This is a genomic window from Streptomyces sp. ICC1 (genome assembly GCF_003287935.1).
GTDB lineage: Bacteria > Actinomycetota > Actinomycetes > Streptomycetales > Streptomycetaceae > Streptomyces > Streptomyces tritrimontium.
In genome coordinates this window covers 156,807-182,337 of record NZ_CP030287.1, presented here as the reverse complement: position 1 = coordinate 182,337, position 25,531 = coordinate 156,807, and the positions used below count along the sequence as shown (strand labels likewise).

The 25,531-nt window shown below is 72.7% G+C and carries 27 protein-coding genes; 12 read left to right on the top strand and 15 right to left on the bottom strand.

Annotated elements, in window-relative coordinates:
• Positions 1-22 precede the first annotated feature (22 nt).
• Positions 23-334 (top strand): hypothetical protein, encoded by a 312-nt coding sequence (locus DRB96_RS42585; protein WP_162688422.1) that lies wholly within the window; start codon positions 23-25, stop codon positions 332-334.
• Positions 335-1,178: 844 nt separating this feature from the next.
• Here the strand turns inward: DRB96_RS42585 and DRB96_RS00850 are convergent.
• The 3 genes from DRB96_RS00850 to DRB96_RS00840 form a co-directional block, all read right to left on the bottom strand.
• On the bottom strand, positions 1,179-1,982 hold the full coding sequence (locus DRB96_RS00850; RefSeq protein WP_112446305.1) for a SigB/SigF/SigG family RNA polymerase sigma factor: 804 nt from the start codon (positions 1,980-1,982) through the stop codon (positions 1,179-1,181).
• 195 nt (positions 1,983-2,177) lie between these two features.
• Complete coding sequence (locus tag DRB96_RS00845; protein ID WP_112446304.1) at positions 2,178-2,618, bottom strand: hypothetical protein; 441 nt, start codon at positions 2,616-2,618, stop codon at positions 2,178-2,180.
• Positions 2,615-3,211: a hypothetical protein gene (locus tag DRB96_RS00840; protein ID WP_112446303.1), complete on the bottom strand. Its 597-nt coding sequence runs from the start codon at positions 3,209-3,211 to the stop codon at positions 2,615-2,617. Before DRB96_RS00840 ends, DRB96_RS00845 begins: the two co-directional genes overlap by 4 nt.
• Before the next feature lie 395 nt (positions 3,212-3,606).
• Between DRB96_RS00840 and DRB96_RS00835 the strand changes: the two genes are divergently transcribed.
• A complete protein-coding gene (locus tag DRB96_RS00835) occupies positions 3,607-3,957 on the top strand; it encodes a hypothetical protein (protein ID WP_112446302.1) in 351 nt (116 codons plus the stop codon).
• Positions 3,958-3,960: 3 nt separating this feature from the next.
• On the opposite strand, the gene DRB96_RS00830 is transcribed toward DRB96_RS00835, so the two are convergent.
• From DRB96_RS00830 to DRB96_RS00810, 5 genes are all read right to left on the bottom strand, one after another.
• Complete coding sequence (locus DRB96_RS00830; protein WP_112446301.1) at positions 3,961-4,677, bottom strand: GAF and ANTAR domain-containing protein; 717 nt, start codon at positions 4,675-4,677, stop codon at positions 3,961-3,963.
• 18 nt (positions 4,678-4,695) lie between these two features.
• Positions 4,696-5,394, bottom strand: a complete 699-nt coding sequence (locus DRB96_RS00825; protein ID WP_239515951.1) for an ANTAR domain-containing protein — start codon at positions 5,392-5,394, stop codon at positions 4,696-4,698.
• Between the two features lie 32 nt (positions 5,395-5,426).
• A complete protein-coding gene (locus tag DRB96_RS43635) occupies positions 5,427-6,104 on the bottom strand; it encodes a hypothetical protein (RefSeq protein ID WP_204357602.1) in 678 nt (225 codons plus the stop codon).
• A complete protein-coding gene (locus tag DRB96_RS00815; RefSeq protein WP_112446299.1) occupies positions 6,101-6,445 on the bottom strand; it encodes an STAS domain-containing protein in 345 nt (114 codons plus the stop codon). The genes DRB96_RS43635 and DRB96_RS00815 overlap by 4 nt, the downstream gene beginning before the upstream one ends.
• Positions 6,446-6,906: 461 nt before the next feature.
• Positions 6,907-8,091, bottom strand: coding sequence for a glutamate--cysteine ligase (locus DRB96_RS00810; RefSeq protein WP_112446298.1), 1,185 nt, complete (start codon positions 8,089-8,091; stop codon positions 6,907-6,909).
• Positions 8,092-8,316: 225 nt separating this feature from the next.
• Here DRB96_RS00810 and DRB96_RS00805 point away from each other — a divergent pair, with 225 nt between their 5' ends.
• Both DRB96_RS00805 and DRB96_RS00800 read left to right on the top strand, forming a co-directional pair.
• The gene (locus tag DRB96_RS00805) at positions 8,317-9,588 is read left to right on the top strand and encodes an MFS transporter (RefSeq protein WP_239515952.1); all 1,272 of its coding nucleotides are present in this window, start codon (positions 8,317-8,319) and stop codon (positions 9,586-9,588) included.
• 9 nt (positions 9,589-9,597) lie between these two features.
• Entirely contained in the window at positions 9,598-10,128 is a 531-nt protein-coding gene (locus DRB96_RS00800) for an esterase-like activity of phytase family protein (RefSeq protein WP_112446296.1), read from the top strand.
• A 37-nt stretch (positions 10,129-10,165) separates the two neighbouring features.
• Here the strand turns inward: DRB96_RS00800 and DRB96_RS00795 are convergent, their stop codons facing one another.
• The 3 genes from DRB96_RS00795 to DRB96_RS00785 form a co-directional block, all read right to left on the bottom strand.
• Complete coding sequence (locus DRB96_RS00795) at positions 10,166-11,512, bottom strand: carboxyl transferase domain-containing protein (protein WP_112446295.1); 1,347 nt, start codon at positions 11,510-11,512, stop codon at positions 10,166-10,168.
• 124 nt (positions 11,513-11,636) lie between these two features.
• On the bottom strand, positions 11,637-13,214 hold the full coding sequence (locus DRB96_RS00790) for a GAF domain-containing protein (protein WP_112446294.1): 1,578 nt from the start codon (positions 13,212-13,214) through the stop codon (positions 11,637-11,639).
• Positions 13,211-14,248 (bottom strand): rod shape-determining protein, encoded by a 1,038-nt coding sequence (locus DRB96_RS00785; protein WP_112446293.1) that lies wholly within the window; start codon positions 14,246-14,248, stop codon positions 13,211-13,213. The genes DRB96_RS00790 and DRB96_RS00785 overlap by 4 nt, the downstream gene beginning before the upstream one ends.
• Positions 14,249-14,490: 242 nt before the next feature.
• On the opposite strand from DRB96_RS00785, the gene DRB96_RS00780 reads away from it, so the two are divergent.
• Positions 14,491-15,198, top strand: coding sequence for a triacylglycerol lipase (locus DRB96_RS00780; RefSeq protein WP_112446292.1), 708 nt, complete (start codon positions 14,491-14,493; stop codon positions 15,196-15,198).
• On the opposite strand, the gene DRB96_RS00775 is transcribed toward DRB96_RS00780, so the two are convergent.
• A complete protein-coding gene (locus DRB96_RS00775) occupies positions 15,195-15,728 on the bottom strand; it encodes a hypothetical protein (RefSeq protein ID WP_112453120.1) in 534 nt (177 codons plus the stop codon). The two genes, DRB96_RS00780 and DRB96_RS00775, sit on opposite strands and share 4 nt — an antisense overlap.
• A 159-nt stretch (positions 15,729-15,887) precedes the next feature.
• Here DRB96_RS00775 and DRB96_RS00770 point away from each other — a divergent pair, with 159 nt between their 5' ends.
• Positions 15,888-16,613, top strand: coding sequence for a hypothetical protein (locus tag DRB96_RS00770; RefSeq protein ID WP_112446291.1), 726 nt, complete (start codon positions 15,888-15,890; stop codon positions 16,611-16,613).
• Positions 16,614-16,622: 9 nt separating this feature from the next.
• On the opposite strand, the gene DRB96_RS00765 is transcribed toward DRB96_RS00770, so the two are convergent.
• Positions 16,623-17,045: a MarR family transcriptional regulator gene (locus tag DRB96_RS00765; RefSeq protein ID WP_112446290.1), complete on the bottom strand. Its 423-nt coding sequence runs from the start codon at positions 17,043-17,045 to the stop codon at positions 16,623-16,625.
• 97 nt (positions 17,046-17,142) lie between these two features.
• Between DRB96_RS00765 and DRB96_RS00760 the strand changes: the two genes are divergently transcribed.
• The 3 genes from DRB96_RS00760 (at position 17,143) to DRB96_RS00750 (ending at position 19,630) form a co-directional block, all read left to right on the top strand.
• Positions 17,143-18,162, top strand: a complete 1,020-nt coding sequence (locus tag DRB96_RS00760) for an NADP-dependent oxidoreductase (protein WP_112446289.1) — start codon at positions 17,143-17,145, stop codon at positions 18,160-18,162.
• A gap of 66 nt (positions 18,163-18,228) precedes the next feature.
• Entirely contained in the window at positions 18,229-18,651 is a 423-nt protein-coding gene (locus tag DRB96_RS00755) for an organic hydroperoxide resistance protein (protein ID WP_112446288.1), read from the top strand.
• Between the two features lie 112 nt (positions 18,652-18,763).
• Entirely contained in the window at positions 18,764-19,630 is an 867-nt protein-coding gene (locus DRB96_RS00750; protein ID WP_112446287.1) for an EI24 domain-containing protein, read from the top strand.
• On the opposite strand, the gene DRB96_RS00745 is transcribed toward DRB96_RS00750, so the two are convergent.
• The gene (locus DRB96_RS00745) at positions 19,627-20,523 is read right to left on the bottom strand and encodes an NAD(P)-binding domain-containing protein (protein ID WP_112446286.1); all 897 of its coding nucleotides are present in this window, start codon (positions 20,521-20,523) and stop codon (positions 19,627-19,629) included. The genes DRB96_RS00750 and DRB96_RS00745 overlap by 4 nt on opposite strands.
• 97 nt (positions 20,524-20,620) lie before the next feature.
• Between DRB96_RS00745 and DRB96_RS00740 the strand changes: the two genes are divergently transcribed.
• Positions 20,621-20,968: a helix-turn-helix domain-containing protein gene (locus DRB96_RS00740; RefSeq protein WP_112446285.1), complete on the top strand. Its 348-nt coding sequence runs from the start codon at positions 20,621-20,623 to the stop codon at positions 20,966-20,968.
• On the opposite strand, the gene DRB96_RS00735 is transcribed toward DRB96_RS00740, so the two are convergent.
• Positions 20,958-21,737 carry a class I SAM-dependent methyltransferase gene (locus tag DRB96_RS00735; RefSeq protein ID WP_112446284.1) on the bottom strand — a complete coding sequence of 260 codons (780 nt, stop codon included), beginning with the start codon at positions 21,735-21,737 and terminating at the stop codon, positions 20,958-20,960. The genes DRB96_RS00740 and DRB96_RS00735 overlap by 11 nt on opposite strands.
• A gap of 451 nt (positions 21,738-22,188) precedes the next feature.
• On the opposite strand from DRB96_RS00735, the gene DRB96_RS00730 reads away from it, so the two are divergent.
• The gene (locus DRB96_RS00730) at positions 22,189-23,880 is read left to right on the top strand and encodes a hypothetical protein (protein WP_162688423.1); all 1,692 of its coding nucleotides are present in this window, start codon (positions 22,189-22,191) and stop codon (positions 23,878-23,880) included.
• Between the two features lie 13 nt (positions 23,881-23,893).
• Entirely contained in the window at positions 23,894-25,498 is a 1,605-nt protein-coding gene (locus DRB96_RS00725; RefSeq protein WP_112446282.1) for a DUF2142 domain-containing protein, read from the top strand.
• Positions 25,499-25,531 lie beyond the last annotated feature (33 nt).

The following is a 25,531-nucleotide window of genomic DNA, read 5'->3' as shown; positions in this document are numbered from 1 at the left end:
GATCATCATTTCGAAGCTCGATTTGAACAACATCTACGACGTCTTGGAGAATCCTCGTATCAGGCTGGGTTTCATCAGGGATGGCGACACGCTGAGTGAGATTGCAAGCTTCCTTTCGGGGTATTTTCTTGCACTGCAGATCCATGGCATCGATGAGGGATTCGAGCTGGGGCAGGTCGGAGATTTTTCCGACTGGCTCAGTCGAACGTATGGGATCTCGCGCACAGGCGGTTGGATTTCAGCCGTCGATCAATTGACGAAGGAAGGTGAATCTTCGGTGGATTCATTTCTTCGGCTGCTGAAATCATTCCGCGAAGACTCGAAGGGCTCGTGATGAAATAGTTTCAGAGTGTGGAGGTTCGGGCTGTATTCCAGTCCGTGCTGGACGAGTCCGGGCGAGCACCCCAGCGCTCTGAAGCTATGTCGTGATTGTATTTCCACCTGCACGTCCAGGCTCCGCCCGATATTGACGGGTCGGAGTCTGGGCGTGTTCTGGAGCATCTTCTCGGCGTTCTGCACCGCCCGGGAACGGGTCCGAGACGCCGTGCCCCGGTGCGCGTTCGCTCACCCAACGTAGGGTCGCTCGCGAGGCTGGGCTTTACCCCGGACAACGGACACTTCTGAGAAGCGGATCTTCGGGTCCATGGGGGGGGGCTTCCGTCGAAGTCGTCGCCAGGTGCAGGGCGAGCAGACGACGTGCAAGCTCACCGACGCGGACTGGGCTACTCGGAAGCTTCCGTAGGCCCTGGTACTGACGCCGTCTTGCGGGTGGTGGCTCGCTCTCGCAGCTGACACCGTGCGCTACGGGCGAGGCTGGTGGATGCGGAGTGTGACGGTCCTCGAAAGCCGTGGACGGACTGCTGAGGTGTGGCAGTCCCTGCTTTGGGAGGGGGCAAGCCGGTGAGTGCGGCGGCGAGAGTACTCCGCGTCCGTAGCTCCGTGGGGCTCCAGAAGTTGGTGTGGCGATCGCCTCACCAATTCGGATCCACCAAGGTTGAGCAGCGTTCAGCAGGATTGAAATCGGCCTATTTATCCCGGGCTTTCGGAAAACCGTAGGTGAGACGGGTCACGTCGATAGGTTCGAGTCCCACCCGCCCCACTGCGAGCCGCAGGTGAAGAATCGTTCTCATCTGCGGCTTTGGCGTTTCCTGGGTGAATTCTCGCCATCGGGCGGGCTTTCAGGCGGCGTCGGACATGGCCTGGTCGCGCAGGGACTCGCAGATGCGGCGGATCAGGCGGGACACGTGCATCTGGGACATGCCGAGCTCTTCGCCGATGCCGCTCTGGTCCATCTCGCGGAAGAACCTCAGGTAGAGGATCCGCCGGTCGCGCTCGGGCAGTGCCCGCAGCAGGGGCCGGAGCGTCTCCCGGTCGACGATGCGGTCGAAGGCGGGATCCGAGCAGCCGAGGGTTTCCGCCAGTGGGTACGCGTCCTCGTGGTGGCCGTGCGCGGCCTCGATGGACAGGGTGGACCAGCTGTGGAGGGCCCCCTGGCCCCTGCGCACCTCTTGCTCGGTCAGGCCCGTCGCCGCGGCGATCTCGGCCGCCGTGGGGCCGCCGGTGCCGCGCGAGGGGCACAGCTCCCGGTCGGCCGCTCGCACCTGCAGGCGCAGTTCCTGGACGCGGCGCGGCACGTGCACCGCCCACAGGTTGTCGCGGAAGTGCCGCTTCACCTCGCCGACGATCGTCGGGATGGCGAAGGCCTCGAAAGCGGTGCCCACGTCCGGGTCGAAGCGGGACACCGCCTTGACCAGACCGACTTGGGCAACCTGGCGGAGGTCCTCCAGGGGCTCTCTGCCGTTGCTGAACCGCTGGGCCAGCCGCGCGGCCATCGGGATCCAGGCGCACACCACCTCCTGTCGCAGTGCGGCCCTTTGCGGGCCCTCCGGAAGGGAGGCGATGCGGCGGAACGCGGCCGCGGTGTCGGGGGAGTCGTCGTAGGGGCGGTTGCGCCGGGTGCGCTGCGTGCCGGTGTGTGTCATGGACGCATGTCTCCTTGGCTCGGCGGTCATCACGCGCCGCGGGGACCGACCGCACGGCAAGGGTGCGGCCCCGGCGGTGGGAACCGGGGCCGCACCCTTCGTTCGCGCGGTGGTGACGAGGGGCCGGCGGGGTGGCTCGTCGGGGAGGACGGGCCGTCCCCGCCGGCGGTCAGGGGCTGTTCGGAGCAAGGGCGCTCACATGCGCAGCAGCCGCAAGGTGATCTCCCGGTACTGGCGCAGGGCGAGCCGCAGGTCTTCCGTCTCCGCTTCGACGCCGGGGCCCCGATGGGTCGCGCCGATGACACGGCGGCGTTCCACGAGTGCGGCCGTGACGCGGGTGGTGGCTTCGGCGAAGGTGGTGTCGGCTTCCTCGACCGCTTCGCGCGGATTCTGGATGAAGGCCCCGAGGGCGTGCTGCAGGTGCAGGGTCAGCTTGTCCCGGTCGCTCTGCGCGAGCAGGGACACGGGTGCCTTGGCGTTCGCGGGCGGCACGGCGCCCGTGGTGGCCCCGGGCGGTTCCTCGCGCGGCGCGGTCCGTGGAGCGGTACGTGGAGCGGGGCCCCCGCGCGGGTCGAGCCGTCCCGGGAGCGGGCTCCGGTCCGGGGTCTGCCGTGCGCGTTCCTGGTCGTACGTCATCGCGTGCCACTTCCCTCGGCGTGGTGGCGCTGCGGACGGTGCCGGCCCGAGTCGGCCGGCTGCTGGGCGACCAGGGCGTCGAAGAGGTCCCGGGCCCCGATCATGGCCAGCCTCTTCTCCTCCGTGCCGCCCGGGCCGCGGACGGCCCCGTGCACCCCGCGATAGCCGTCGACGTGCTGCGCGTGGTGCACGGAGAGCGCGGCGAGCCGCTCTTCGAAGGGCCCGCCGTCCGGGAAGCCCCGGTCCGCCGTCAGCCGCGCCAACAACGCGTCGGCCTCGGCGACCGCCTCCTGCGGGGAGTCGACGAACCGCTTCTGGATCCCGGCCCATTGGGCTGCGTACTGCTCCCGGGAAGCAGGCGAGAGCGGCCGTTCCCGGACGGAACCGTGCTGCTTCAGACGCGCTCCGAGTTCTCGGTCCGCGGCCTTCGTGTCACCCTCGTGGCGGCTCACGAGGCGTTCGTACTCAGGGCCGAAGCGCCGTCTGAGACCGCGCCCGATCCGGCGGTGGCCGAGTGTGGCCAGGAGGACGGCCGCCACCGCGACGAGGGTCGCGACGACGAGGGCCGCGATGATGATCACGGCTCTGGTCACGGCCGTTCCCCGCTGTTCCCGGCTCGTAAGTCGTACTGCTGCATTCCCGTCGACTCTCCTCGGTTGATGGCGCGTCGGTGCCGGGCAGGAGGAGAAGAATCCGGAAGGGCATGGCCGGGACCTGCACAGCGGTCACAGGGGTGGTGCCTGCGTTCCGCGGGGTCCGGGCGAAGCGGAGGGTGGAGGGCCGCTCCCGGAGCTTTCCGGGGCGGTGCGGCCCAACGCCGTCCTCGTCAGTCAACGCCGGGCGGTGCCCCCTGTCAACAGGGCCTTCGGCGGGGGACGGGGCGGCGAAGGGACGGGGGCTGTCGCCGAACCCCCGGTGGGGCTAACCTGCTTGACGAGGCCCCGGTCCCCGGCAGCGATGACCTGTTCCGCTGTGGAAGGGACCGCTCGTGCCCGTCGTGCTCCTCGTCCTCCTGATCGCCCTGATCCTCTTCGGCTATCTCGACCACCTGCTGTGGGTGGCCGCCGCCGTGCTGCTCTTCGCCCTCGTGCACCGCGGACGCACCAGGGGTGGCTGGGGCCGCTCCGGTGGCCACCGTGACCACGACGGCCACCGTGACCACGACGGCTACCGTGACCACGACGGCTACCGTGACCACGACGGCTACCGCGACTACGGCGACTATCGCGACGACCGGGACCGGCAGCACCGCTGGGACCGCCGTTACGCCCGGCAGCACCGCGGCCGCCGGAGCCGCGAGGACCGCGAGGACCGCCGGGACCGCCGGGAACCGCGCTGACGGTCAGGGGATCAGGCCGTCGAGGGGTTCGGTTCCGTCGATGAAGGCGCCGGCCAGGTCGGACAGCCGGCGGTTGTGCGCGCGGGCGTAGCTCCGCAGCGCGGTGAAGGCCTCCTCCATGCCGATGCCCTGGCGTTCGGCGAGCTTGCCCTTGGCCTGCTCGATCAGCACCCGGCTGTTCAGGGCCGTCTGCAGTTGCTCGTTGAGCATCGTGCTCTGCCGGGAGGAGCGCTGCTGCAGGAGGCTGATGGTGGCGACGTCGGCCAGGGCCTGGGCGACGCGCGTGGCGGCCGGGTCGAAGGGCCCGGGCCAGGTGCGGAACAGGTTCAGCGCTCCGACGACCTCGTCCCGCAGGCGCATCGGCAGGGTCTGGACCGCCGAGTACCCGCTGCGGAGGGCCTGTTCGGTGAAGCGCGGCCAGCGGGCCGCTTCGGTGGCCAGGTCCGGGACGCTGACGGGGACGCCCGTGTGGAAGCACTCCAGGCACGGGCCCTCGTCGTTCTGGAGCTGGAGCAGTTCGAGCACCCGCACGTGCTCGTCGGAGGCGGCCATCACGCGGAGTTCCCCGTTCAGGTCCGCGAGGAGCACGCCGGCCGCGTTCACACCGAGCATGCCGACGCAGCTGTCGGTCAGCATGCGGAGGAAGTCGATCAGGTCGAAGTCCGCGACCAAGTTGTCCGCCAGTTCGACGAAGGCCTTGGCAAGGAGCTGCTCATTCATCGTGCACACCTTCTGTTGTCAGGCATCGTCGGATGCGCTCTGATCCTCGTCCGGGTCCGGCGTGAACCGCAGTCGGCGGGCCACCACGTCGGCGGCCACCTCGGCGAGCCGCCGCCCGTGGGTGTAGGCGTAGGCCCGCAGGCGGACGAACGCCTCCTCGATCCCCACGCCGAGCTGGACGGTGAGCATCCCGGTGGCCTGGTCGACCTCGGCCCGGTAGCCGCCGAGGTCCCCGAGGGACCCACCCCTCGGGTCGATCCGCGTGCCGAGGAGCACGAGCGTGGCGGTGTCGGCGAACACCATGGCATCGGCCAGTTCCCCGGGGGCCAGCTCGAGCGGCACGTCGGAGTAGAGGTCCAGGACTCCGGGACTGATCGCACCGATCCGCAGCGGGAACGCGAACAGCGCCGCCGCGCCGGCGGCGGCGGCCTCCGGGGCGAAGGCGGGCCATCGGCGCCGTTCCCCGTCGGCCCGCAGATCGGGCGCCAGGACGGCGGACCCGAGGGCGAAGGCGTCCACACCGGGGCCTTCGCCCAAAGTGAGCTGGAGGTCTTCGATCCGCTCGCTCACCGGGCCGGTGGCGCACAGCGGATGCCCGGCCGCCGTCCGGGACATGGCCGACACCCCGGCTCCGCCGATCGGGAGCGCGGCCACGTCGGCCGTGCACACGTCCACCACCGCGACCCGTGCGCCGCGCCGGGCCGCCTGCTCGGCCACCAGCACCCGGATCCTGGCCGATCGGCCACCCGTCACCGTTTCGGCCGCCGAAGGCCGTCGAGGTGCTGCGACGTGCTGGTCGTGGTCGTGGTCGCCGCCGGACGGCCGAGGGGCAGGACCAGGGCCCGGATCATCGTCCTACCGGGCGGCCTGTGGACCTCTCCGATCTCGCGCCATCCCCAGGACTGGAAGGCCTTCAGGGCCCTGATGTCGGACTCGGGCACCAGGGTGGCGCCGAGCGAGGCCCGATGGTCGTCGAGCAGCCGCTCCTGCAGCCGCCGGCCGACGGTGAGGGCCCGTTCGTGCGGGGCGACCACGACTTCGCTGATGGCGAAGGCGTGGCCGGAGGCGGTGAGCTGTTCGACATCCCGGGGAAGGGCCCCGAGGAACCCGCGCCACCATGAGCCGTCGCGCCGCAGGGGGAAGCCGAAGACGCATCCGGACAAGGCGGGCCGCTCCGCGACCAGCATGGCGAATCCGGGCCGCCGGACGTCGCCCGTGAGCCGGTGCAGGAAGGCCTCCCTGCTGCTGTGGGCCGTACCGGCCACCGGGCGCGAGGACAGTACGTACAGGTCCGCCACGTCCTTCTTCAGCCCTTCGGCCTGCCACCGGTTCAGCCGCCGCAGGCGGAGCTCGGCCAAGGCGTCCGGACCGGACAGCGCCGTGCGGCGGCCCCGTTGCGGGCGCCCCGGCGGCGCGGTGTCCGTCACAGCGCGACTCCGAGCGCGGGAGCGGGCCGGTCGCCGAGCAGGAAACCGGTACGGGTGATGTCGATCATCCGGACCAGTACGGGCGGCGGGTGGTGCAGGTGCAGGGTTCCCCCGGCCGCCGTGATGCGCCACCACGCCGAAAGCAGGACGTTGAGGCACCTGCAGTCGCAGAAGGTGACGGCGGACAGGTCGACGTCGACGGTACGGACGCCGTCGTGCAGGCATTGGGACAGGGAGGTGCGCAGCGAGTCGACGGTCGACAGGTCGATCTCTCCGGTGGGCGAGATCAGCACGCGGCTGCTCTCGTCGTACCGGTGGGCGTTCGGATCGGGGACACGCATGATGGGGTGCCTCGGTTCGGGACCAGTCGGGCAGCGCCGTTCGGCGCCGAACTCCCCGGCCCCTCCAGGCACTTCCCGGTGTGGGTGTGCGTGCGCGGCGGGTGACGGCCGGTCCGGCGGCCTGAGTCCCAGGATGCGGACGAGCCGTGCCCTCGGATGCGCCGGGGCGGGCGGACCTGGGGGTCCGGGCCGGACGCGGAAATCTGTGGCAGGCAACGCGCCGTCAGGGTCTGGAACGGGGACGTTCTGTTCGCAGCATAGCCCGGTGCCAGGTCCGGCGGAGGGGCGCAAGCAGGCCTTTCCTGGCCGGTTGCCGACCGGCGCGGGCCCGCGCCACCGCCCGCCCCCCTGCGAGCCGCAGGTGCAGAAACGATCGCACCTGCGGCTTGGCGTTTCCGCGGGACGGCGGCGAGGTGTCGTGCCGGGCGCCGCGACCCGGTGGACCTTCCCGGTCACAGAAACTAGAAGGCCTCCGTTTCGTCCGCCAGGTGGCGCAGGACGTCCATCAGGTCCCCGCGCCGGGCGAAGGCCGCCCGCTGGCGGTGGGCGCCCGAGCCGTCGCGCAGCAGTGCGGCCATCGTCTTGGCCGCGTGGTCGAGGTCGCCGGAGGCGGCCAGTTCGGGGGCCACCAGGTCGAGCAGGGCCTCCGCCAGGTCCGCCGCCGGGAGTTCGGCGCCGGTGTACGGGTCCAGGCCGAACCCCTCCAGCCCGTCGTGGGCCGCCCGCCAGCGCGCGAGGCGCAGTACGTCGTCCCGTACGGGCGGGTCGGGACGCTGCTCGGAGATCTCGCGCAGCGCCGTCGCCACCAGGGCGCGGGCCAGCTCGGCCTGCAGGACGGCCGTGTCGATGTCCGGGGACATGTCGGGAGCCCGGAATTCGAGCGTCGGCCAGTTCCCCGAGGGGCGCAGGTCCCAATAGACCATCTTGGTGTCCAGGGCCGCGCCGGACCCGAGCAGGGTCTGCACCGAGCGCCGGAAGTGCGCCGTCGAGGTGAAGTGCGGGGGCGGGCCGGCCGAGGGCCAGCCCGACCAGGCCATCGCCCGCCAGCTCGCGTGCCCGGTGTCGCGGCCGCCCCAGAAGGGGGAGTTGGCCGCCAGCGCGATCAGCGTGGGCAGCCAGGGCCTGACCCGGTTGGACACCGCGACGGCCGTGTCCACGTCGAGGGTGCCGATGTGGATGTGCCGGCCGCAGCTGACGAGGGTGTCGGTGAGCGCGCCGAACCGCCGGTGCTGCTCGCGCTGGCGGGGCTCGTCGTCGGTCAGATGGAGCGGGCCCTCCACGGCGATCACCGGGGACGGCGCGGCCAGCAGCCGGCAGCCGTGGGCGCGGGCCGCCCGGGCGAGGGTGCGCCGCAGCCCGGCGAGGTCTCTGCGCAGGGTGACGGCCGAGTCGGCGACGGGGGTGGCGATCTCCACCTGGTAGCGGGTGCCCTCCGCGTGCAGTTCGTGGGGGAGTCCGGCGGCGGTGGAGAGGACGAGCGGGGCGGCCGGGACCACCCGCAGCGTGCGGGCGTCGACGAGGAGGAACTCCTCCTCGACCCCCACGGTGAGGGGGAAGAGCCCATCGATCGCGCTCGGAGTTCCGGTGCGCGTGGTACCGGTGCGCGCGGTGCCGGTGCTCGTGGTGCTGGTGCCAGGTTCGATCACTACGCCTCCCTGGACATACGAGTCTTTTCATCATGAGCTGAACTCCCGGCGAGGAGCGCACGTCTATTCGGTCAAATGTCCGGTGGTGGTGGCGGGTTACCGGTAAAAGGCACCCGCCCCTGGGGCGCCGGATCGCGGTGGGGCGACTGTTGCGGGTGCGTGAACAGGTGCGTGAGGGGGGTCCGGCCCCACGGGGCCCCGGCGGCCGCCTGGTTACCATCGCTCGTGACTCGTACAACCGTTCCCCAGTCGCCCATCCGCCCCCGGCGCCGCATATTCGCCGACCTCACCCCGCTGAAGACCTCCCCGGACTACCGCCGGCTGTGGTTCGGCGGGACCATTTCCTGGCTGGGCCAGGCGATGACCGCACTCGCGATCTCGCTCCAGGTGTACGAGATCACCGGATCCAGCTTCTCCGTCGGACTGGTCGGGCTCTTCTCGCTCGTCCCGCTCGTCGCCTTCGGGCTCTACGGCGGCGCCGTCGCCGACACCGTCGACCGCCGCAAGCTCGGCCTCTACAGCTCGCTCTGCCTGACCGCCCTGTCGATCGGGCTGGCCGGCGCCGCGCTGCTCGACTACCACCGGGTCTGGCTGCTGTACGCCGTGGTCGCGCTGCAGTCCGTGTGCGGGGCGCTGAACGGTCCGGCCCGCTCCGCGATGATCCCGCGGCTGCTCCCCGCGGAGCAACTGCCCGCCGCCAACGCCCTGAACTCCGTGACCATGACCTTCGGCATGACGGCCGGGCCGATGCTGGGCGGGTTCATCGTCGGCTGGTGGGGCTACCAGGCCGCCTACCTGATCGACGCCGTCACCTTCGGCGCCGCCCTCTACGCGACCTGGCGGCTGCCGGCGATGCGGCCCGACCGGGCGGAGGGCCGCACGGGCCGGGCCTCCGTCCTCGACGGCCTGCGCTTCCTCGGGACCCGGCCCAACATCCGGATGACCTTCTTCTCCGACCTGGCCGCGATGGTGCTGGCCCAGCCGAAGGCGCTGTTCCCGGCCGTCGCCGTGCTCTGGTTCGGCGGCGACGCCAAGACGGTCGGACTGCTGGTGGCCGCCCCCGCCGTGGGCGCGCTGCTGGGCGGGCTGTTCTCCGGCTGGCAGGGGCGGATCCGCCGGCACGGGGTCGCGATCCTGATCGCCGTCGCCGCGTGGGGGCTGGCCATCGCCGTGTTCGGACTGACCCGCAACCTCTGGCTCGGGCTGTTCTTCCTGGCCCTGGCCGGCTGCGCCGACACCATCTCGATGGTGTTCCGCACCACGATGCTCCAGGCGGCCACCCCCGACGACATGCGGGGCCGGCTCCAGGGCGTCTTCATCGTGGTCGTCGCGGGCGGGCCCCGGCTCGGGGACTTCATCGCCGGCACCGTCGCCGACCTCTCCTCCCCGACCGTCGCGATCACGGGCGGCGGGCTCGGCTGCGTGCTCGTGCTCGGGCTGCTGGCCCTGCGGTGGCGGGGGTTCGCCCGCTACGACGCGCTGGACCCGAAGGCCTGAGCGGGGCGGGTGCGCGGGCGCATTCGGCCGGATGCGAAAGGGGCCCCGCAGGCCCTCGCGGACACCGGGGGGCCGAAGCGGGACCGCTCCTGCTCGCCGTACCTCTCCGTCGCGGGCTACTCGGACTCCCTCGACAAGGCCACCCTCGACGGGAAGCCGGTCGGCGGGCTCTCCGGGCTCTCCGTGACGGCAAGGACGCGCTGGGGCGGACGCTGCGGCGGAATCCAGACCTGGGAACGGCGCGGCGGCGGCGGGGAGTTCGTCCCGGGCCGGCGGTACGCCTACCCGGTGGCCGCCGGGCACGGGCTGGTGGAGCTCGCGCCGACGCGCGACGGCCGGCTGATCGTGCTGGAGCGCGGCTTCACCCAGCAGTTCGAGATCACGGCACGGCTGTACGCCGCCGACCCCCTGGGCGCGACGGACGCCTCGAAGGTGGCCGCGCCGGCGGAGGGGCCGGGCCTGCGCACCGCGCGCAAGACGCCGATCGGGGACTTCGACGCCTGGCGCAGCGGACCACCCGGCTGTACCGGGTGGACGTGAAGCTCCCGGCGCGGGCCTGGGGCCGCTGAGCGGGCCGTCAGTCCTTGGCGGGGGAGACGATCCCGCGGGCGACGCCCAGGGCGACCAGGTCCTGGGGGCGGACGCGCAGTTGGTCCGCCGTCGCCGGGGCCGACTCCGGGGGCCGCTTGAGGATGGCCGCCGCCAGCTCCGGGGCGATCACCGAGAAGTAGCTGTCCGGGGTGACCCAGGTGTTGCCCGGCGCGGCCAGGGCCAGGGCGCCGCCCGAGCCGCCCTCGCCGATCAGGAGGGTGGTCAAGGGCACCGCGGCCGAGGCGAGCGCCGCGAAGGCGTCGGCGATGGCGGCGCCCGCCCCCGCGTGCTCGGCGGCGGCGTCGTTGGCCGCGCCCGGGGTGTCCACCAGGGTGAGCACGGGGATGCCGAGCCGGTCCGCGAGCCGGACGACGCGGGCCGCGGTGCGGTAGCCCGCCGGGCGGGTGGCGGTGCCGCACTGGGCGGCGTAGGCCACGGCCCGGCCCTCCCGGAGCCCGAAACCGCACAGCATCCCGGGGTCCACGCCGCCCGCGCGGTCCCCGGACAGCGGCAGCCGGAGCTCGAAGTACGCGTCCAGGTACCGCCCCGCGCGCGGCCGGCCGGGATCCCGGGCCAGGCGGACGGCGTCCCACCCGGTGGCCGGGGGCGCCACGTCGGCCAGCGCGGCGGGCGGCTCGACGGGCCCGGCGGAGCGGGGCGCGGCCAGCACGCGGAGCCAGGCGGCGAGGGTCGCGGGCAGCTCCGCCGCGGGGACGACCGCGTCGACGTGCCCGGCGGCGTACTGGCCCTCGGCGCTGTAGGCCGCCGGATCGGCGTCCGCCGGCCGGACCCGGGACCCGGCGAAGCCGACCTGCGCCCCGGGCAGCGCGAGGATCACGTCGGCCCCCGCGCCGAGGGTGGCCCAGCCGCCGCCGGTGGTGGGATCGCGAAGGACGGCGATCTGCGCCAGCCCGGCCGCGCGGGTGAGGGCGCACTGGCGGGCCACGCGCTGCAGCTGGGTCAGCGCGAGCATGCCCTCCTGCATGCGGGAGCCGCCGGTGGCGATGAGCGAGACGAGGGGGAGCCGGTGGGCGCGGGCGTGGGCGTGGGCGGCTTCGAGCCGGTCGCCCGTCCGCCCGCCCAGCGACCCGCCGAGGAAGCCGAATTCGAAGGCGATCACGACGGCGGGACGTCCGCCGAGGAGGGCCGTACCGACGACGACGGACTCGTCCTCGCCGGTCCGCCGCGCCGCGCGCGTGCGGGAGTCGTCGTAGCCGGCCCAGCCGAGGGGGCCGTCGGGGGCCGACTCCCCGAGGGGCGCGGGCAGTTCCTCGAAGCTGCCGGAGTCGGTCACGGAGGCGACGGCCGCGCGGGCCGAGAGGCGGTTCGTCACGCCGCAAGCCTAGGGCCTCGCGCTGGTGCTGTGACCGGAAAGGTCCACCGGGTCGCGGCGCCCGGCACGGCACCTCGCCGCGTTGTCGGACCACACCGGTACGTCCAGTACGGCGGCGGCCGGTTCAGAGCGGGGACTCCCACGTCAGGGTCGTGCCCCGGGTGCCCGCCTCCGTGCGGCCGTCGTCGGAGACGGTGAGGCGGACGCGGGCGGGGACGGCGTCGACCTCGACCTCGATGGAGGTGACCTCCGAGCGGCGGTGCGCGGCGGCCAGCGCGCCGCGCAGCGCGGCGAGGAGGTCGGCCGCCACCGGCTCCGACAACAGCGCGTCCACCGTGCCCGCGAAGTGGACCGACGGCTGGAAGCCCAGCAGGACCGCCGCCCCGCCGGTCTCCCGCAGGACCCGGCCGCGGAAGGTCGTCGGCGCGTCCGTGGGCGGCTGCTGGAGGGCGAAGATGGCCGTGCGGACCTCCTGGATCGTGGAGTCCAGCTCGTCGACCGCCCGGCTCAGTTCCTCGCCGACCGTGTCGCCGGCGGGCGCGTTGGCGGAGCGGCGCCGGGTGCTCTCCAGCATCATCTCGGTCGCGAACAGCCGCTGCACCACCAGGTCGTGCAGGTCCCGGGCGATGCGGTCGCGGTCCTCGTAGACGGCCAACTGCTCGCGGTCGTGCTGGGCGTCCGCCAGTACGAGGGCCAGCGCGGCCTGGGAGGCGAACTGCGAGGCCAGCAGCCGGTCGACCGCGTCGTAGGGGGGGCCGCCGCGGACCCGGGGCAGGGCGAGGGTGCCGATCAGCTGGCCGCCGCTCTGCAGCGGCAGCATCATGCTGGGGCCGAAGCGCTCGCGCACGTGCGTGGTCATCCGGGGGTCGGTCGCCGAGTCGTCGATGAAGACCGGCTCGCCGCCGAGGAGTTGTTCCAGGACCGCCGAGCCCGGCGCGATGGCCGTGCCCACCAGGTCCCCGGGGTCCCCCTGGGTGGAGGCGGCCACGATCTCCATGCCGCCTTCCGCGGTGGGCTGCAGGACGACCCCGGCGGCCGCGTCCGCCAGCAGCCGCGCCCGTTCGGCCACGCACATCAGCGCGTCGGCCGCGGGCCGGCCCGCGAGCAGGGTGGTGGTCACGGCGGCGGCGCCCTCGATCCAGCGCTCCCGGCGGCGCACCGTCTCGTACAGCCGGGCGTTGCCGATCGCTATGCCCGCCTGCGAGGCCAGTACGCGGACCAGCGCGAGGTCCGCGTCCGTGAAGGGGCCGCCGCCCGCCTTCTCGGTGAGGTAGAGGTTGCCGAAGACCTCGGTGTGGACCCGGATGGGGACGCCGAGGAAGCTGCGCATCGACGGGTGCCCGGGCGGGAAGCCGGCCGCTCGGGGATCTTGGGTGAGGTCCTCCAGCACGAGCGGGCGCGGGTCGGCGATCAGGGTGCCGAGCAAGCCGCAGCGGCCGTCCGGCAGGTGGGGGATCGCCGCCCTCTCGGCTTCGGTCAGGCCGGTCGTGAACAGCTCGGTCAGCCGGGCGCGCTCGGGGTCGATGACCCCGAGCGCCGCGTACCGGGCCGTGCACAGTTCGGCCGCCGAATCCACGATGTGCTGGAGGGTGCTGCGCAGCTCGAGTTCGGAGCCGACGCTGAGGACCGCCTCCAGCAGGACGGGCAGGCTCGAGGGCTGCGCGTCCTCGCCGTCGTGGGGGGACACGGCGGGACGCGTCATTCGGCCAGCGGGTTCAGAACCATGGGGGCGATCTTTCCTTCGAGCATCATGCCGAGGCCCAGGATCGCGCAGATGTCCGGCCGTTCCGCGATGGCGACGGGCATTCCGGTCGCGTCGCGGAGCATCTGATCCAGGCCCGGCAGCAGGGCGCTGCCGCCCACCATCATGATCCCCCGGTCCGTCAGGTCCGCGACCAGGTCCGGCGGGCAGTCGCGCAGCACCTTGCCGATGCCGTCGAGGACGGCGGTCAGCGGGGTGTGGATGGCGTCCCGGACGGCCGCGGTGTCCACGTGGACGGAGCGGGCCAGGCCGGTGGCCACGTCGCGGCCGTGGATGAGGGTGGAGGCCGGGCCCTCGGCGGTGATGCCGTTGCCGTGCAGGGCCAGCTGGAGGGGGCGGACGGCCTGGCTGGGCAGCATCAGCTCGTGCGCGTGGCGCAGGTGCTGGACCACCGCGTGGTCGATGGCCTCGCCGCCGACGGGGATCCGCTCGGCGGTGACGATCGAACCGAGGGACAGGACGGCGACCTGGGTGGCGGCGGCCCCGCACACCATGATCATCGTCGCGGTCGGCTGCTCCACGGGCAGTCCGCAGCCGACGGCGGCCGCGATCAGGGTGTCGACGAGTTCGACGCGGCGGGCGCCGAGTCCGACGAGGGTTTCGACGGCGGCCCGCTGGGCGAGCGGGTCGGCGTCGTGGGGGGTGCAGGCGGCGGCCCGCAGCCGGGGCTTGCGGCGCAGGGCGCGCCGCAGCTTCTCGCCGAGGAGGTGGCGCAGCATGCGCTGGGCCATCTCGATGTCCACGACGGTGCCGCCGGAGACGGGGCGGACGACCCGGATGTAGTCGGGCGTGCGGCCGGTCATCCGCTCGGCGAAGGTGCCGACGGCGATGAGTGCGCCGGTCCGCGTGTTCACCGCGGCGACGCTGGGTTCGTCCACGACCAGACCGGCGCCCTTGACGTACACGCGGGTCCGGGCCGCTCCGAGGTCGACGGCGACGTGGCAGCGGCGCAACTGCTCAAGACTGACGGTCACGGCAGATCCTCCCGAGAGCACTGACGCAAGAAGACCGGCGGGCGCCGGTCACACTTCACATCTTCTCGGGTGAATTACCCGTATTGCCCGATTTGATGCTCCGGGTGGGGGGTGTCTTCGGATAAAGGAGGGGCGCAAGAGGCGCCAGAGGGTGCTGCACGGGGGTGGATTTCTGTCCCGACAGGCGCGAGCATGCCCGCACCGAACGTGCTACTGGCCCGTAACAAGGTAAAGGGGAACCGATGCTGACGGCCCGCCAGAGACTGCTCGCGCTCCTGACGCTCTGCCTGGCGCTGCTCGCGGCGCCCGCGCTCCCGGCCCAGGCCTCCGGCGGGGCCCCGGCCCGGCCCGCGACCGCCCGCACCCCGGTGGTCTTCGTGCACGGCTACAACGCCGACCCCGGGGTCTGGGGTTCCCTGCGCGAGGACCTGCGCGCCGACGGGTACGCCGACTCCGAGCTCTTCTCCTTCGGATACGACACCCACCAGTCCGTCAACGAGGTCCTCGCCGGCCGGCTCGCCGCCTACGTCGACCAGGTCCGCCGGGACACCGGCGCCGCCCGCGTGGACATCGTCAGCCACTCCTTCGGCTCGCTCGTCAGCCGCTGGTACGTGAAGTTCGGCGGCGGCGCCGCGGGCGTCGGCCACTGGGTCTCCCTGGCCGGCCCCAACCGGGGCACCTCCACCGCCTGGGCCTGCGCCCTGTGGGACCAGGCCTGCCGCGACATGACCCCCGGTTCGTACGTCGTGAAGAACCTGAACTCCGGCGACGAGACGCCCGGCGCCGTGAAGTACGCGACCTTCTGGTCGAACTGCGACGAGGTCGTCAACCCCGACGACAGCGTTCCGCTCACCGGCGCGACGAACACCCCGGTCGGCTGCCTCAAGCACAACGACCTGCTCGGCGACGACCCCACCTCGGCGGGAGTGCGGGCCTTCCTGCGCTCCTAGGGGGTGCGGGCCGTCGCTTCCGGATTCTCCGTCACGGAGACCTCCTGGAGCAGGCCGTACGTGAACTCCGCCACGCAGGAGCGTCCCGACGCGGTGAACGCGAGCCGCCACCGCGTCGGCGCGCTCCCCTCCATCGGCCGCACGGGTGCGAAGGCCCGCGCCACCTCGTCCACCGTCGCCGACCAGGGCAGCAGGTCCCGCGCCGACTCCAGTACGGGGCTCCGCGCGCCCGGGGCCCGCACCAGCCACTCGTTCCAGACGGCCCCGTCCGGCGCGGCGAGCACCTCGAAGCGCAGGTCGGGCCAGAGCGGCACCGGCCACAGCAGGGCCTCGCAGGTGAGGTCGCCGATCGTCCGGGGCTCGGCGGCCTCCGGCGGGCCGAGCACCGAGCGGTAGCGGGCCAGGGCGCCCCGGGAGCGCGGCGACCGGACCATGGCCTGCCAGCGCTTGTTCGCCTCCCGCTGCTCCGCGAGCGAGGCGCCGAGCCGACGGCGGGCCTCCTCGGCCAGGCCCGGCTGGAAGTCCGCCATCCGGCGCAGCAGCACCAGTTGGAAGCCGGCCGGGCCGAAAGCCTTCCGGGCGGGGGGCGGTGTGCCTGCTGTCCCTGTCACGGACTCCACGATTCCACACAGGATCCTTACGATCCCGCGATCCGGATGTTGCAGGTGAGCGCGTAGCCTGCGGGCGCCATGGACTACTGCATCGCCTGCCGCAGGCACCTCAACGGCGCGCTCGCGTGCGCCGGATGTGGGACCCCGGCCGAGTACCTGATACCGGCCGCTCCCCCACGACCGGCCGCCGCCTCCCCCGGGAGCGACCCGGCCGCGCTCGCCGACGTGTACGCCGACTCGCTCGTCGTGCTGTCCGGCGCCGGGGCCGGACAGCAGGGCCGGGCCGGCAGCCGCCGGCGCGCCACGCACCGGCGGCGCCGCCGGACCGCGCTCACCGCCGGGATCGGGCTGCTGCTCGCCGGCGGGGCCACGCTCGGGCTGGCCCGGATGGCGACCGACGGGCAGCGCACCGACCGGGCGGCGACCGTGGTGCTGACCGACGACGCCGGTCCCGAGCAGCCGGCTCCGCTCCCGGGCCTGACGGGGACTCCGGCCGCCCCGTCGGCGGTGCCTTCGGGCAAGGCCACCGGAGCCGGCTCCGCGAAGGCCACCGCCGGTGCCACGAAGACGGCCGGGCCGGGGGCCACCGCCGGGGGAAGTCAGGGCCCGGCGCCGTCGGCCTCCGCGTCGGGCAAGGCGGGGCCGGGCACTCCCGGACCGGGGGGAACCGTGGATCCCACGGCATCGGGGCAGCCCGTACCGAGCACCTCCGGCACGGCGCAGCCGCCCGGTACGCCCCCGCATCCGCAGCCCACGCCGAAGCCGAGCAAGACGTGCAAGTTCTGGATCTTCGACTGCAACTGAGCCGCGGGCTCAGCCCAGCATCCGCCTGAGCAGATCGCGCAGGACCGCCCGCTCCGCCGCGGAGAGCCCGGCCAGCGGCTCGCGCGCGAAGTCCAGCGACTCCCGCAGCCGGTCGGCGGTCTGCAGCCCCTCCTCGGTGGGCGCGGCCAGTTTGACGCGCCGGTCGGCCGGGTCGGGGCGCCGCTCGACGAGGCCCCGGGTCTCCAGCCGGTCCACGATGCCGGTGACGTTCGACGGCTCGCACTTCAGCTTCTGCGCGATCTTGCGCATCGCCATCGGCTCCAGCGAGAGCAGGTTCAGCACGCGTGCCTGCGCCCCGGTCAGCTGGTGGCTGGCGGCCGCGTGCTCGTACTCCTCGTGGTAGCGGGACACGACGTCGCCGATGAGCTCGACGACCTCAACGGTCAGGGGGTCAACACGACGACTGGGCATGAAACCAGCGTACCCATTTACTTGACAACATGAAATATCCAGGCGCATGGTTGTTTCACGTCGTGAAGCATTTCCTCCCCCCATTCAGGAGCGCCCCATGTCCCAGATCCCTGCCGTCAGCCGCGAGTGGCACCTCGTCCGCCGCCCGCAGGGCTGGCCCGTCGCCGAGGACTTCGCCCTGCGCGAGGTGCCCGTCGCCGCCCCGGCCCCCGGCCGGATCCTGGTGCGCAACCTCCACATGTCCGTGGACCCCTACATGCGCGGCCGGATGAACGACGTGAAGTCCTACATCCCGCCCTTCCAGCTCGACAAGCCCATGGACGGCGGCGCGGTCGGCGAGGTCGTGGCCTCCGCGGACGAGCGCTTCGCGGTCGGCGACCACGTACTGCACGGCCTCGGCTGGCGCGAATACGCGGACGTGGACGCCAAGCACGCCACCGCGGTCGACGCCTCCCTCGCCCCGCTCTCCGCCTACCTCGGCGTCCTCGGCATGCCCGGCCTGACGGCCTACGCGGGCCTCTTCGAGGTGGCCTCCTTCAAGGCGGGCGACTCCGTCTTCGTCTCCGGCGCCGCCGGAGCGGTCGGCAGCCTCGTCGGCCAGTTCGCGAAGATCAAGGGCGCCTCCCGGGTGATCGGCTCCGCCGGCTCCGACGAGAAGGTGACGCTCCTCACGGAGAAGTACGGTTTCGACGCCGCCTTCAACTACAAGAACGGCCCCGTCGCCGGGCAGCTGCGCGAGGCCGCGCCCGAAGGCATCGACGTCTACTTCGACAACGTCGGCGGCGACCACCTCGAAGCCGCCATCTCCTCCCTGAACGTGCACGGCCGCGCCACCCTGTGCGGGGCCATCGCCCAGTACAACGACACGGAACCCGCGCCCGGTCCGCGCAACCTCGCGCTGGTCATCGGCAAGCGCCTGCGCCTCCAGGGCGTCCTCGTCGGCGACCACGCCGGGATGCAGCAGCAGTTCGTCCAGGACGTGGCCGGCTGGCTGCGCTCGGGGCAGCTCGTCGCCGACGAAACGGTCTTCGAGGGCGTGGAGAACGCGACCGGCGCGTTCCTCGGAATGCTGCGCGGCGAGAACACCGGAAAGATGATCGTTTCCTTCACCCGTTAGGCTCACTCCACACCGTCACGACGCGTGGGCGCGAGTCGGGGCGATTCACCAGGAGGATTTCCTTACATGTCCATCCAGTACTCCGATGTCGCTTACACCGCCGTGGCCACCGCCGAGAACGGCCGTGACGGCCGCGTCGCCACCAACGACGGCAAGCTCGACGTCGTCGTGAACCCGCCGAAGGAGCTCGGCGGCAGCGGCGAGGGCACCAACCCCGAGCAGCTGTTCGCCGCCGGCTACAGCGCCTGCTTCCAGGGTGCGCTCGGCGTCGTCGCCCGCAACGAGAACGCCGACATCTCCGGCTCCACGGTCACCGCCGAGGTCGGCATCGGCAAGAACGACGACGGCTTCGGCATCATCGTCAAGATCTCGGCCACCATCCCGAACGTGGACGCCGCCATCGCCAAGGACCTCATCGAGAAGGCCCACCAGGTCTGCCCGTACTCCAAGGCGACCCGCGGCAACATCACGGTCGAGCTCGCGGTCTGATCTCCGCAGCGGCATGACCGTACGAAGGCCGCACCCCGGCACCGGGGTGCGGCCTTCGGCCTGCGCGGGCCCGGCCGGACGGGCCCGTGACGACACGACCTAGACTGGCCCCATGCGTGATCTTGCGGGGGGATTCGGGTATCTGCTGGCCGGACAGCGGTGGGTGCTGAAGCACGGACGCTGGCTGGGCTTCGGCCTGCTGCCCGGGCTCGTCTCCCTGGTCCTGTACGCCGGGGCGCTCATCGGCCTCGGCTACGGCGCCGACGACCTGACCGCCTGGGCGACTCCCTTCGCCGACGGCTGGTCCTCGCCGTGGCTCGGGTTCTTCCGCGGCTTCCTGACCGCCGTGCTCTTCGGCCTCGGCCTCTTCCTCGCCGTGATCACCTTCACCGCCGTGACGCTGCTCGTGGGCCAGCCCTTCTACGAGTCCCTCTCGGAGCAGGTGGACCGGAGCGAGGGCGGCGAGGTCCCCGAGTCGGGGCTCACCCTCTGGCAGGAACTGTGGATCTCCGCCCGGGACAGCCTCAAGATCCTCGGCCGGGTGCTGCTCTACGGGATCCTGCTCTTCGCCCTCGGCTTCGTGCCCGTGCTCGGGCAGACCGTGGTGCCGGCCCTCGGCTTCTGCGTCACCGGCTTCTTCCTGACCCAGGAGCTCGTCTCCGTCGCCCTGATGCGCCGTCGGATCGAGCTCCCCGGGCAGCTGGCGCTGCTGCGCTCGCGCCGGGCGCTGGTGCTCGGCTTCGGCGTACCGCTGGTGCTCGCCTTCCTGGTGCCGTTCGTCGCCGTGTTCCTGATGCCGGGCGCGGTGGCCGGGGCCACGCTGATGGCCAGGGACCTGCTGGACGTGGACGGGGAAACGGACCCGCGGGCGCGGGAGGGGCAGGACAGGCAGCACGGGCAGGACGGCCCGGGCGAAGCCGGTGCCGGGATGGCGGGGGAGACCCCGGCCGGCAGTTTCGGCCCGCCGCCCGTGTACTAAGCGGCCCGGCGCTTCAGCAGCTTGATCACCCCCGTGGTGTCCTCGCCCCCGTGGGCCGCCGGATCGGCCGTCAGCCGCTCCCGCATCAGGTCCAGGTACGGACTGATCAGCTCGGGGCTGACGCCCTGCTCCGCTGCGGTCCGCAGATAGGTGGCGCTCGCCGCGACCTGCATGGCCAGGTTCGACTCGACGCCCGTGGTGAAGTCCCCCGAGACCAGCCGCTCGGCGGCGGCGCCCGCGAAGAAGCCCATCGCCCCCAGCCACTCGGTCAGCAGCGGAGCCAGGTCCTTCGGGGAGATCCCCTCGCCCTCGATCAGCGCGTAGGCGTGCGAGATCCCGGCGAACAGCCCGGTCATCGCGCTCAGCAGGGCCACGTCGTGCAGGGCCGCGTGACCGGGGTCGGAACCCACGAAGCGGGGGCCGGCCGGGACCTCCAGCGTGCCGCGGTGTGCCTCGAAGAGGGCGGGGGAGCCGCTGTAGAAGACGTACCCGCCGGCTTCGGGGACGCCGATCATGGACGGCGTGGCCATGATCCCGCCGTCGAGGAACCGGGCCCCGCGCTCCTGGGCCCACGCCGCCCGGGCGCGGCCGTCGGCGGGCGTGCCGGTGGTCAGGTCGACCAGGTCCTTGCCGGTCAGGTCCAGGCCCTCCAGGGCCGAACCGACGCTGGCGTCGTCCAGCAGGCAGAGTACGACGAGGCCGTTCGCGGCCACCGCCTCGGCGGCGCTCGCGGCCACGACGGCGCCTTCGGCGGCGAGGGCCTCGGCCTTGGCGGGGGTGCGGTTCCAGACGGTGAGCGGGTGCCCGGCGGCGAGCCAGGTGCGGGCGAGGGCGGTGCCCATCGAGCCGAGTCCGATGAGGGTGAGCGGGGTCTTCGTGCTGGTGTCGGTCATGCCGTTCAGCCTGGTGGCGGGCCGTGGGATGCTCAAGTACGCACTTCGGAGTGGGTGGTTACCCCGAGGTGAGCGAACAGGTGGGGAGGGGTGCGTGATGGCGCAGACACAGCGGCCGGGCGCGGATCACTGCGGGATCGCCGCGGCGATGTCCGTGATCGACGGCAAGTGGAAGGTGTCGGTCTTGTGGGAGCTGGAGCAGCGCCCGCGCCGCTTCGGCGAACTGCGCCGACTGGTGCCGGGGGTCTCGGAGAAGGTCCTCGCGGCCCAGCTGCGCGAGCTGGAGACGGACGGCGTCGTCCACCGCGAGGTCTACGAGGAGGTGCCGCCGCGCGTCGAGTACTCCCTGACCCCGCTGGGCCTGGAGCTGAACGAGGCCCTGGCGTCCCTCGGCGCGTGGGGCGCCAAGCACCTGCTCCCCGACGCGCCGGGCATCACGGCCTGAGGCCCGGCCCGAGGCCCTGGGCCCCGTCGGCCGGGCGGCGGAACAGCGCCGTCCACAGGAAGGCCTCGCCGAAGGAGCCGGACGAGGGCGGCTCGTCGTTCATCCGGCGCAGCTCGACCTCGGTGAGGTCGCCGAAGACCCACCGCAACGACTCCGCGGTGTAGGCGAGGCCGCCCTCGAGGCGGGCCCGGCCGTAGAACTCGGCGTCGGGCAGTTCGGAGCCCATCGCGCCGGAGGCGAAGCAGGTGAGGGCGAAGCTGCCGCCGGGCGCCAGGAGCCGGTCCAGCAGGGCCAGGTAGCTGACGCGGCGGTGCGGCGGCAGGTGGTGGAAGCAGCCGGAGTCGTAGATCACGTCGTACGGGCCCACGAGCCCGGCGCCGGCCGCGCCGAAGGCGTCGCCCTGGTGGAAGCGGATCCGATCCGCCGGCGCCCCGGCCGCGCGGACCCGCTCCGCGGCCCACGCCAGGGCCGTCGGGGAGAGGTCCACGGCGTCCACCTCGAAGCCGAGCGAGGCCAGGTGCAGGGCGTTGCGGCCGGGGCCGCAGCCCAGGTCGAGGGCGCGGCCGCCCGGGGCGATCAGGCCGCGGGCGAGGCAGGAGACGAGGTTCTCGTCGGGCTTCGCCGCGAAGAAGGGAACCGGACGTTCCCGGTCCGTGTAGAAGTCGTCCCACCAGGAGGATCCGCCGGTCGTCCAGCGGTCGGCCTCCGGTGCGAAGAGGCCGTCCATGAGGGCGAGCACATCGTCGACAGTGCGTATGTTCCGGTCCATCCGAACCCCTTTCCCGTGTCCCCGATCTTACCGTCGGGAACAGTGAAATCCCAGGTCAAGTGGGGTGTGCGGGATGCCTGGAGATCGCTTTGAGGGCCGTACGGGGTCGTGTCGCGGGCTGCTCGGACCCGGCTTGCGCACACCGGGCGCGGGGCGCCCGCAGGCCCCGCCGGTGGCCGTCACGGGGCTGTTCGAGGCCGCGCCGGAGCGGGTTTCGCGAGGAGTTCCGGGGCCGTTGCCACCGTGGGAGTCGGGGCCCCTGGGGCTCCGCTATCCTCCTGCGCCACCCGATAGTATGTGCGGCGGCAAGAGTCAAAGCTGTCCCACACCGTCCTTGAGTCCGCGTCCTTGTCCGGAGCACGGGTCGTTCGGGGCCCGAGCCGGACAGTGGCTTGCTGAGAAACGACCGGCCGCAGGGCCGAGGACCGACCAGCAGTAGGGACATCTTCAAGTGACAGTCAGTACCGAGGGGTCGGCGCCCGTGCGCCCGGGTCCCGAGAGCGCCCCCGCGGCGCCCGCCCGATCGGAGTCGGGCCCGGCCCGCCTCCTGCGCTCCCGAGGCGCGCTGCTGCTGCTCGAAGCGGTCGTGGCCTTCACCGCCGCCCTCATCCTCCCCGTGCTGGCGCGCGGCTTCAAACTCAACCCGCTGAACCGCATCGCGCAGGTCAGCGGCCTGGCCGCGATCCAGCTGCGGTTCGCGCTGCTCGGCCTGCTGCTCATCGGCCTGGTGCTGCTGGCGATGAAGCTCCGCGGCGGCCGCCACTTCGATCTGGCCACCCGGATATCCGCCGCCGGCATCGCCGGTCTGGCCAGCGGTTTCGTCGCGGCGGGCGCGGTGGTCGCGCTCCAGGGCACGCCGTGGCCGATGTTCGGCCTCAACGGCGACAGCGGCCGGATCGTCGAGTGGGCCCACCTGGTGGCCAACGGGAAGCCCTCCGGCTCCCCGGTCTACCCGCCGGCTCCGCTCTACACCCTCGGCTACTACGCCGAGCTGTTCCGCGGCGGGAACACCGCCTACGCCTTCAAGGACCTCCAGATCCTCGGGGCCGCGTTCTTCGGCCCGCTCACCTACTTCGCCTGGCGGCTGCTCCTCAGCCCGATCCGGGCGCTCGCCTTCGGCGTCGTACCGGCCTTCGCGCTGATCGACTCCTACAAGCCGTACAGCCAGACGGTCCTCGTCGTGCTCGTGCCGGTCCTGGTGGCCATGGTCGTGGCGCTGCGCCGCAGCGGCACCGCGAACTGGCGTCCGCTGCTGCTCAAGGGCGCCGGCTTCGGCGCGCTGCTCGCGGTGCTCTTCCTGACGTACTCGGGCTGGTTCCTGTGGAGCGCGGGCGGCGTGTTCTTCGCCGCGCTGCTGTACTTCCCGTGGAAGAGCGGCCGGCTCAAGGGCGCCGCCTTCATGGGCTCCGCCCTGGCCGCCTTCATGGTGGTGGCGGGGAAGTACCTGATGGTCATGCTCAAGGAGGGGCAGACCACCAAGGACTACAACTTCCGCTTCGACAACTTCACCGACCCGGCGTACTACCTGATGTGGCGCACGGACATGCCGGGCAAGGTGGGCGACTGGCCGCCGCCCGGGGAGTTCGGCGGGGTCGGCCTGTTCGCCATCGTGACCTTCGTCTGCCTGGGCGTCGCGATCTGGCTGGGCCTGCGCAAGCCGCTGGTGGTCACCATCGCCGCGATGTTCATCAGCGCGTGGGTGATGCGCATGTACATCGCCCAGAACATGTACGAGACGCACACGGTCCAGCTGTACACGCGCACCAACAACCAGCTGCTCTACTGCGGACTGATCCTGTGCGGCCTGGTGGCCCACCTGGTCTCGCAGCGGATGGCCGAGCGGCGCACCGCCGAAGCGGCCGACGGCGCCCCGGCCGCGCCGGGACGGGCCGGCGTCACGGGCGGCGGCTTCCCCGGCCGCGAGGGAGCGGTGATCGGCGCCCTCTGCGCCCTGCTGCTCCTGCTCGGCACGGTGTCCTCCGCGATGTCCGACCGGTACATGCCGGCGCAGGACGGTACGTACCGGATCCTGCCCTGGGTTTCCCACACCGTTCGCCAGCAGAACGGCAAGTGCCCGAAGTTCGCCCCCAAGCACGAGTGCTCCAAGGACGGCGACCAGTCCTGGCTGAGCTACATCCGTTGACCCGAAGGACGACATGATCTCCGCACTGACGCGGCTGGCCGACTGGTCGGCCAAGACTCCCAAGCGGCTCTGGGCTGTCTCCTTCGTGCTCTTCTTCACCCTCGCGGCCTCCTGGTCCGCCGCCACCCCGCTCGGCGGCTCCCCGGACGAGCACGCGCACTTCATCCGCGCGGCGGCCGTCGCCCGGGGCCAGATCAACGGCTCCGAGGTGATGGTCCCGCACATGGTGGCGGGCATCGAGGGGAAGTTCGCCGAGACCGGGGTCAAGCTCCCGGAGTGGTACAAGCAGCTGCCCAAGCAGCACGAGTGCTACGCCTGGCACGAGGAGCGGCCCGCGTCCTGCGCCCGCAAGCTCGGCCACTCGGAGAAGACCGCCGAGGTCCCGACCGCGGCCGGCCGCTACCACCCGGCGTACTACATGGTGACCGGCTGGCCGAGCCTGCTGGTCGACGGTCCGCGCGGGCTGTACCTGATGCGCCTGATGGCGGCCCTGTTCTGCTCGGCCCTGCTGGCGAGCGCCGTGGTCACGGCCGCCGAGTGGACGCGCAGGCGCTCGGTCGCGCTGCTCGGCGTCTTCACCGCGGCCACGCCCATGGCCCTGTACATGGCCGGCATGGTCAACCCCAGCGGCGGTGAGATCGCCGCCGGCATCCTGGTGTGGACCGCCCTGCTGTCGATCTTCATGTCGCCCGATCCGGGACTGCTGAACCGCAGGCTGGCCAGGGTCGGCATCGGCGGCCTGGTGCTCATCAACATCCGCCCGCTCGGACTGATCTGGTTCGCCGGGGCGGTCGTCTTCTCGGTGCTGCTGGCCGAGCGCGGCGCGCTGCGCCCGGTGCTGCGCCGCAAGGCCCTGTGGATCTGGACGGCGCTGCTCGGCCTCGCCACGGTCGGTGCGCTGCTCTGGGCCCGCGCGCACCCCGACAACTCGGTGATCAACGTCCCCAAGTCGCTCACCATGCGGGAAGCGGCCCGGCAGACCTTCGGGAACACCGAGACCTACGTCCACCAGATGCTCGGCTACTTCGGCTGGCTGGACACCCCGGCCCCGGCCTTCACCTGGCAGGTCTGGCTCGGCGTGATCGCCGTGGTCACCGTGCTGGGGCTGGCGTACGGCCGCGGGCGCGAGGCGGTGGCGCTGATCGGCATGCTGGTGGCGATCGTCGTGGTCCCGGTGGTGGCCCAGGCCTCGCAGGCGGAGACGCTCGGCATGGTCTGGCAGGGCCGCTACCTGCTGCCCTTCGCGGTCGGCCTGCCGTTGATGGCGGCGCTGATCTGCGCGAGCCGGGCGCCCGAGAAGGGCTTCCCCTGGCGCCGGTTGGTCGGCTTCGCGGTGGCCGGCCTCGCGCTGGCGAACGCGGCGGCGTTCTTCTGGGCGCTGCGGCGCTTCGCGGTCGGCGTCAGCGGCCCCTGGATCCCGTACTCGGCGCACTGGAACCCGCCCGGCGGCTGGGTGCTGTGGAGCGGCGTGTACACGGTGGCGGCGATCGCCCTCGTGGTGCCCGCCCTGATGCGCGACCGCGCGCCCGGGGAACCGGACGGAGCGGGCCGCGGCGGAGCGGACCCGGACGAGGCCGCCGGCTCCGGCGCGCAGCCGCGGGCGACGGCGGCCCGCTGATCCGGCGCGGGCCCGCCCGTCCGGCGCGGGCCC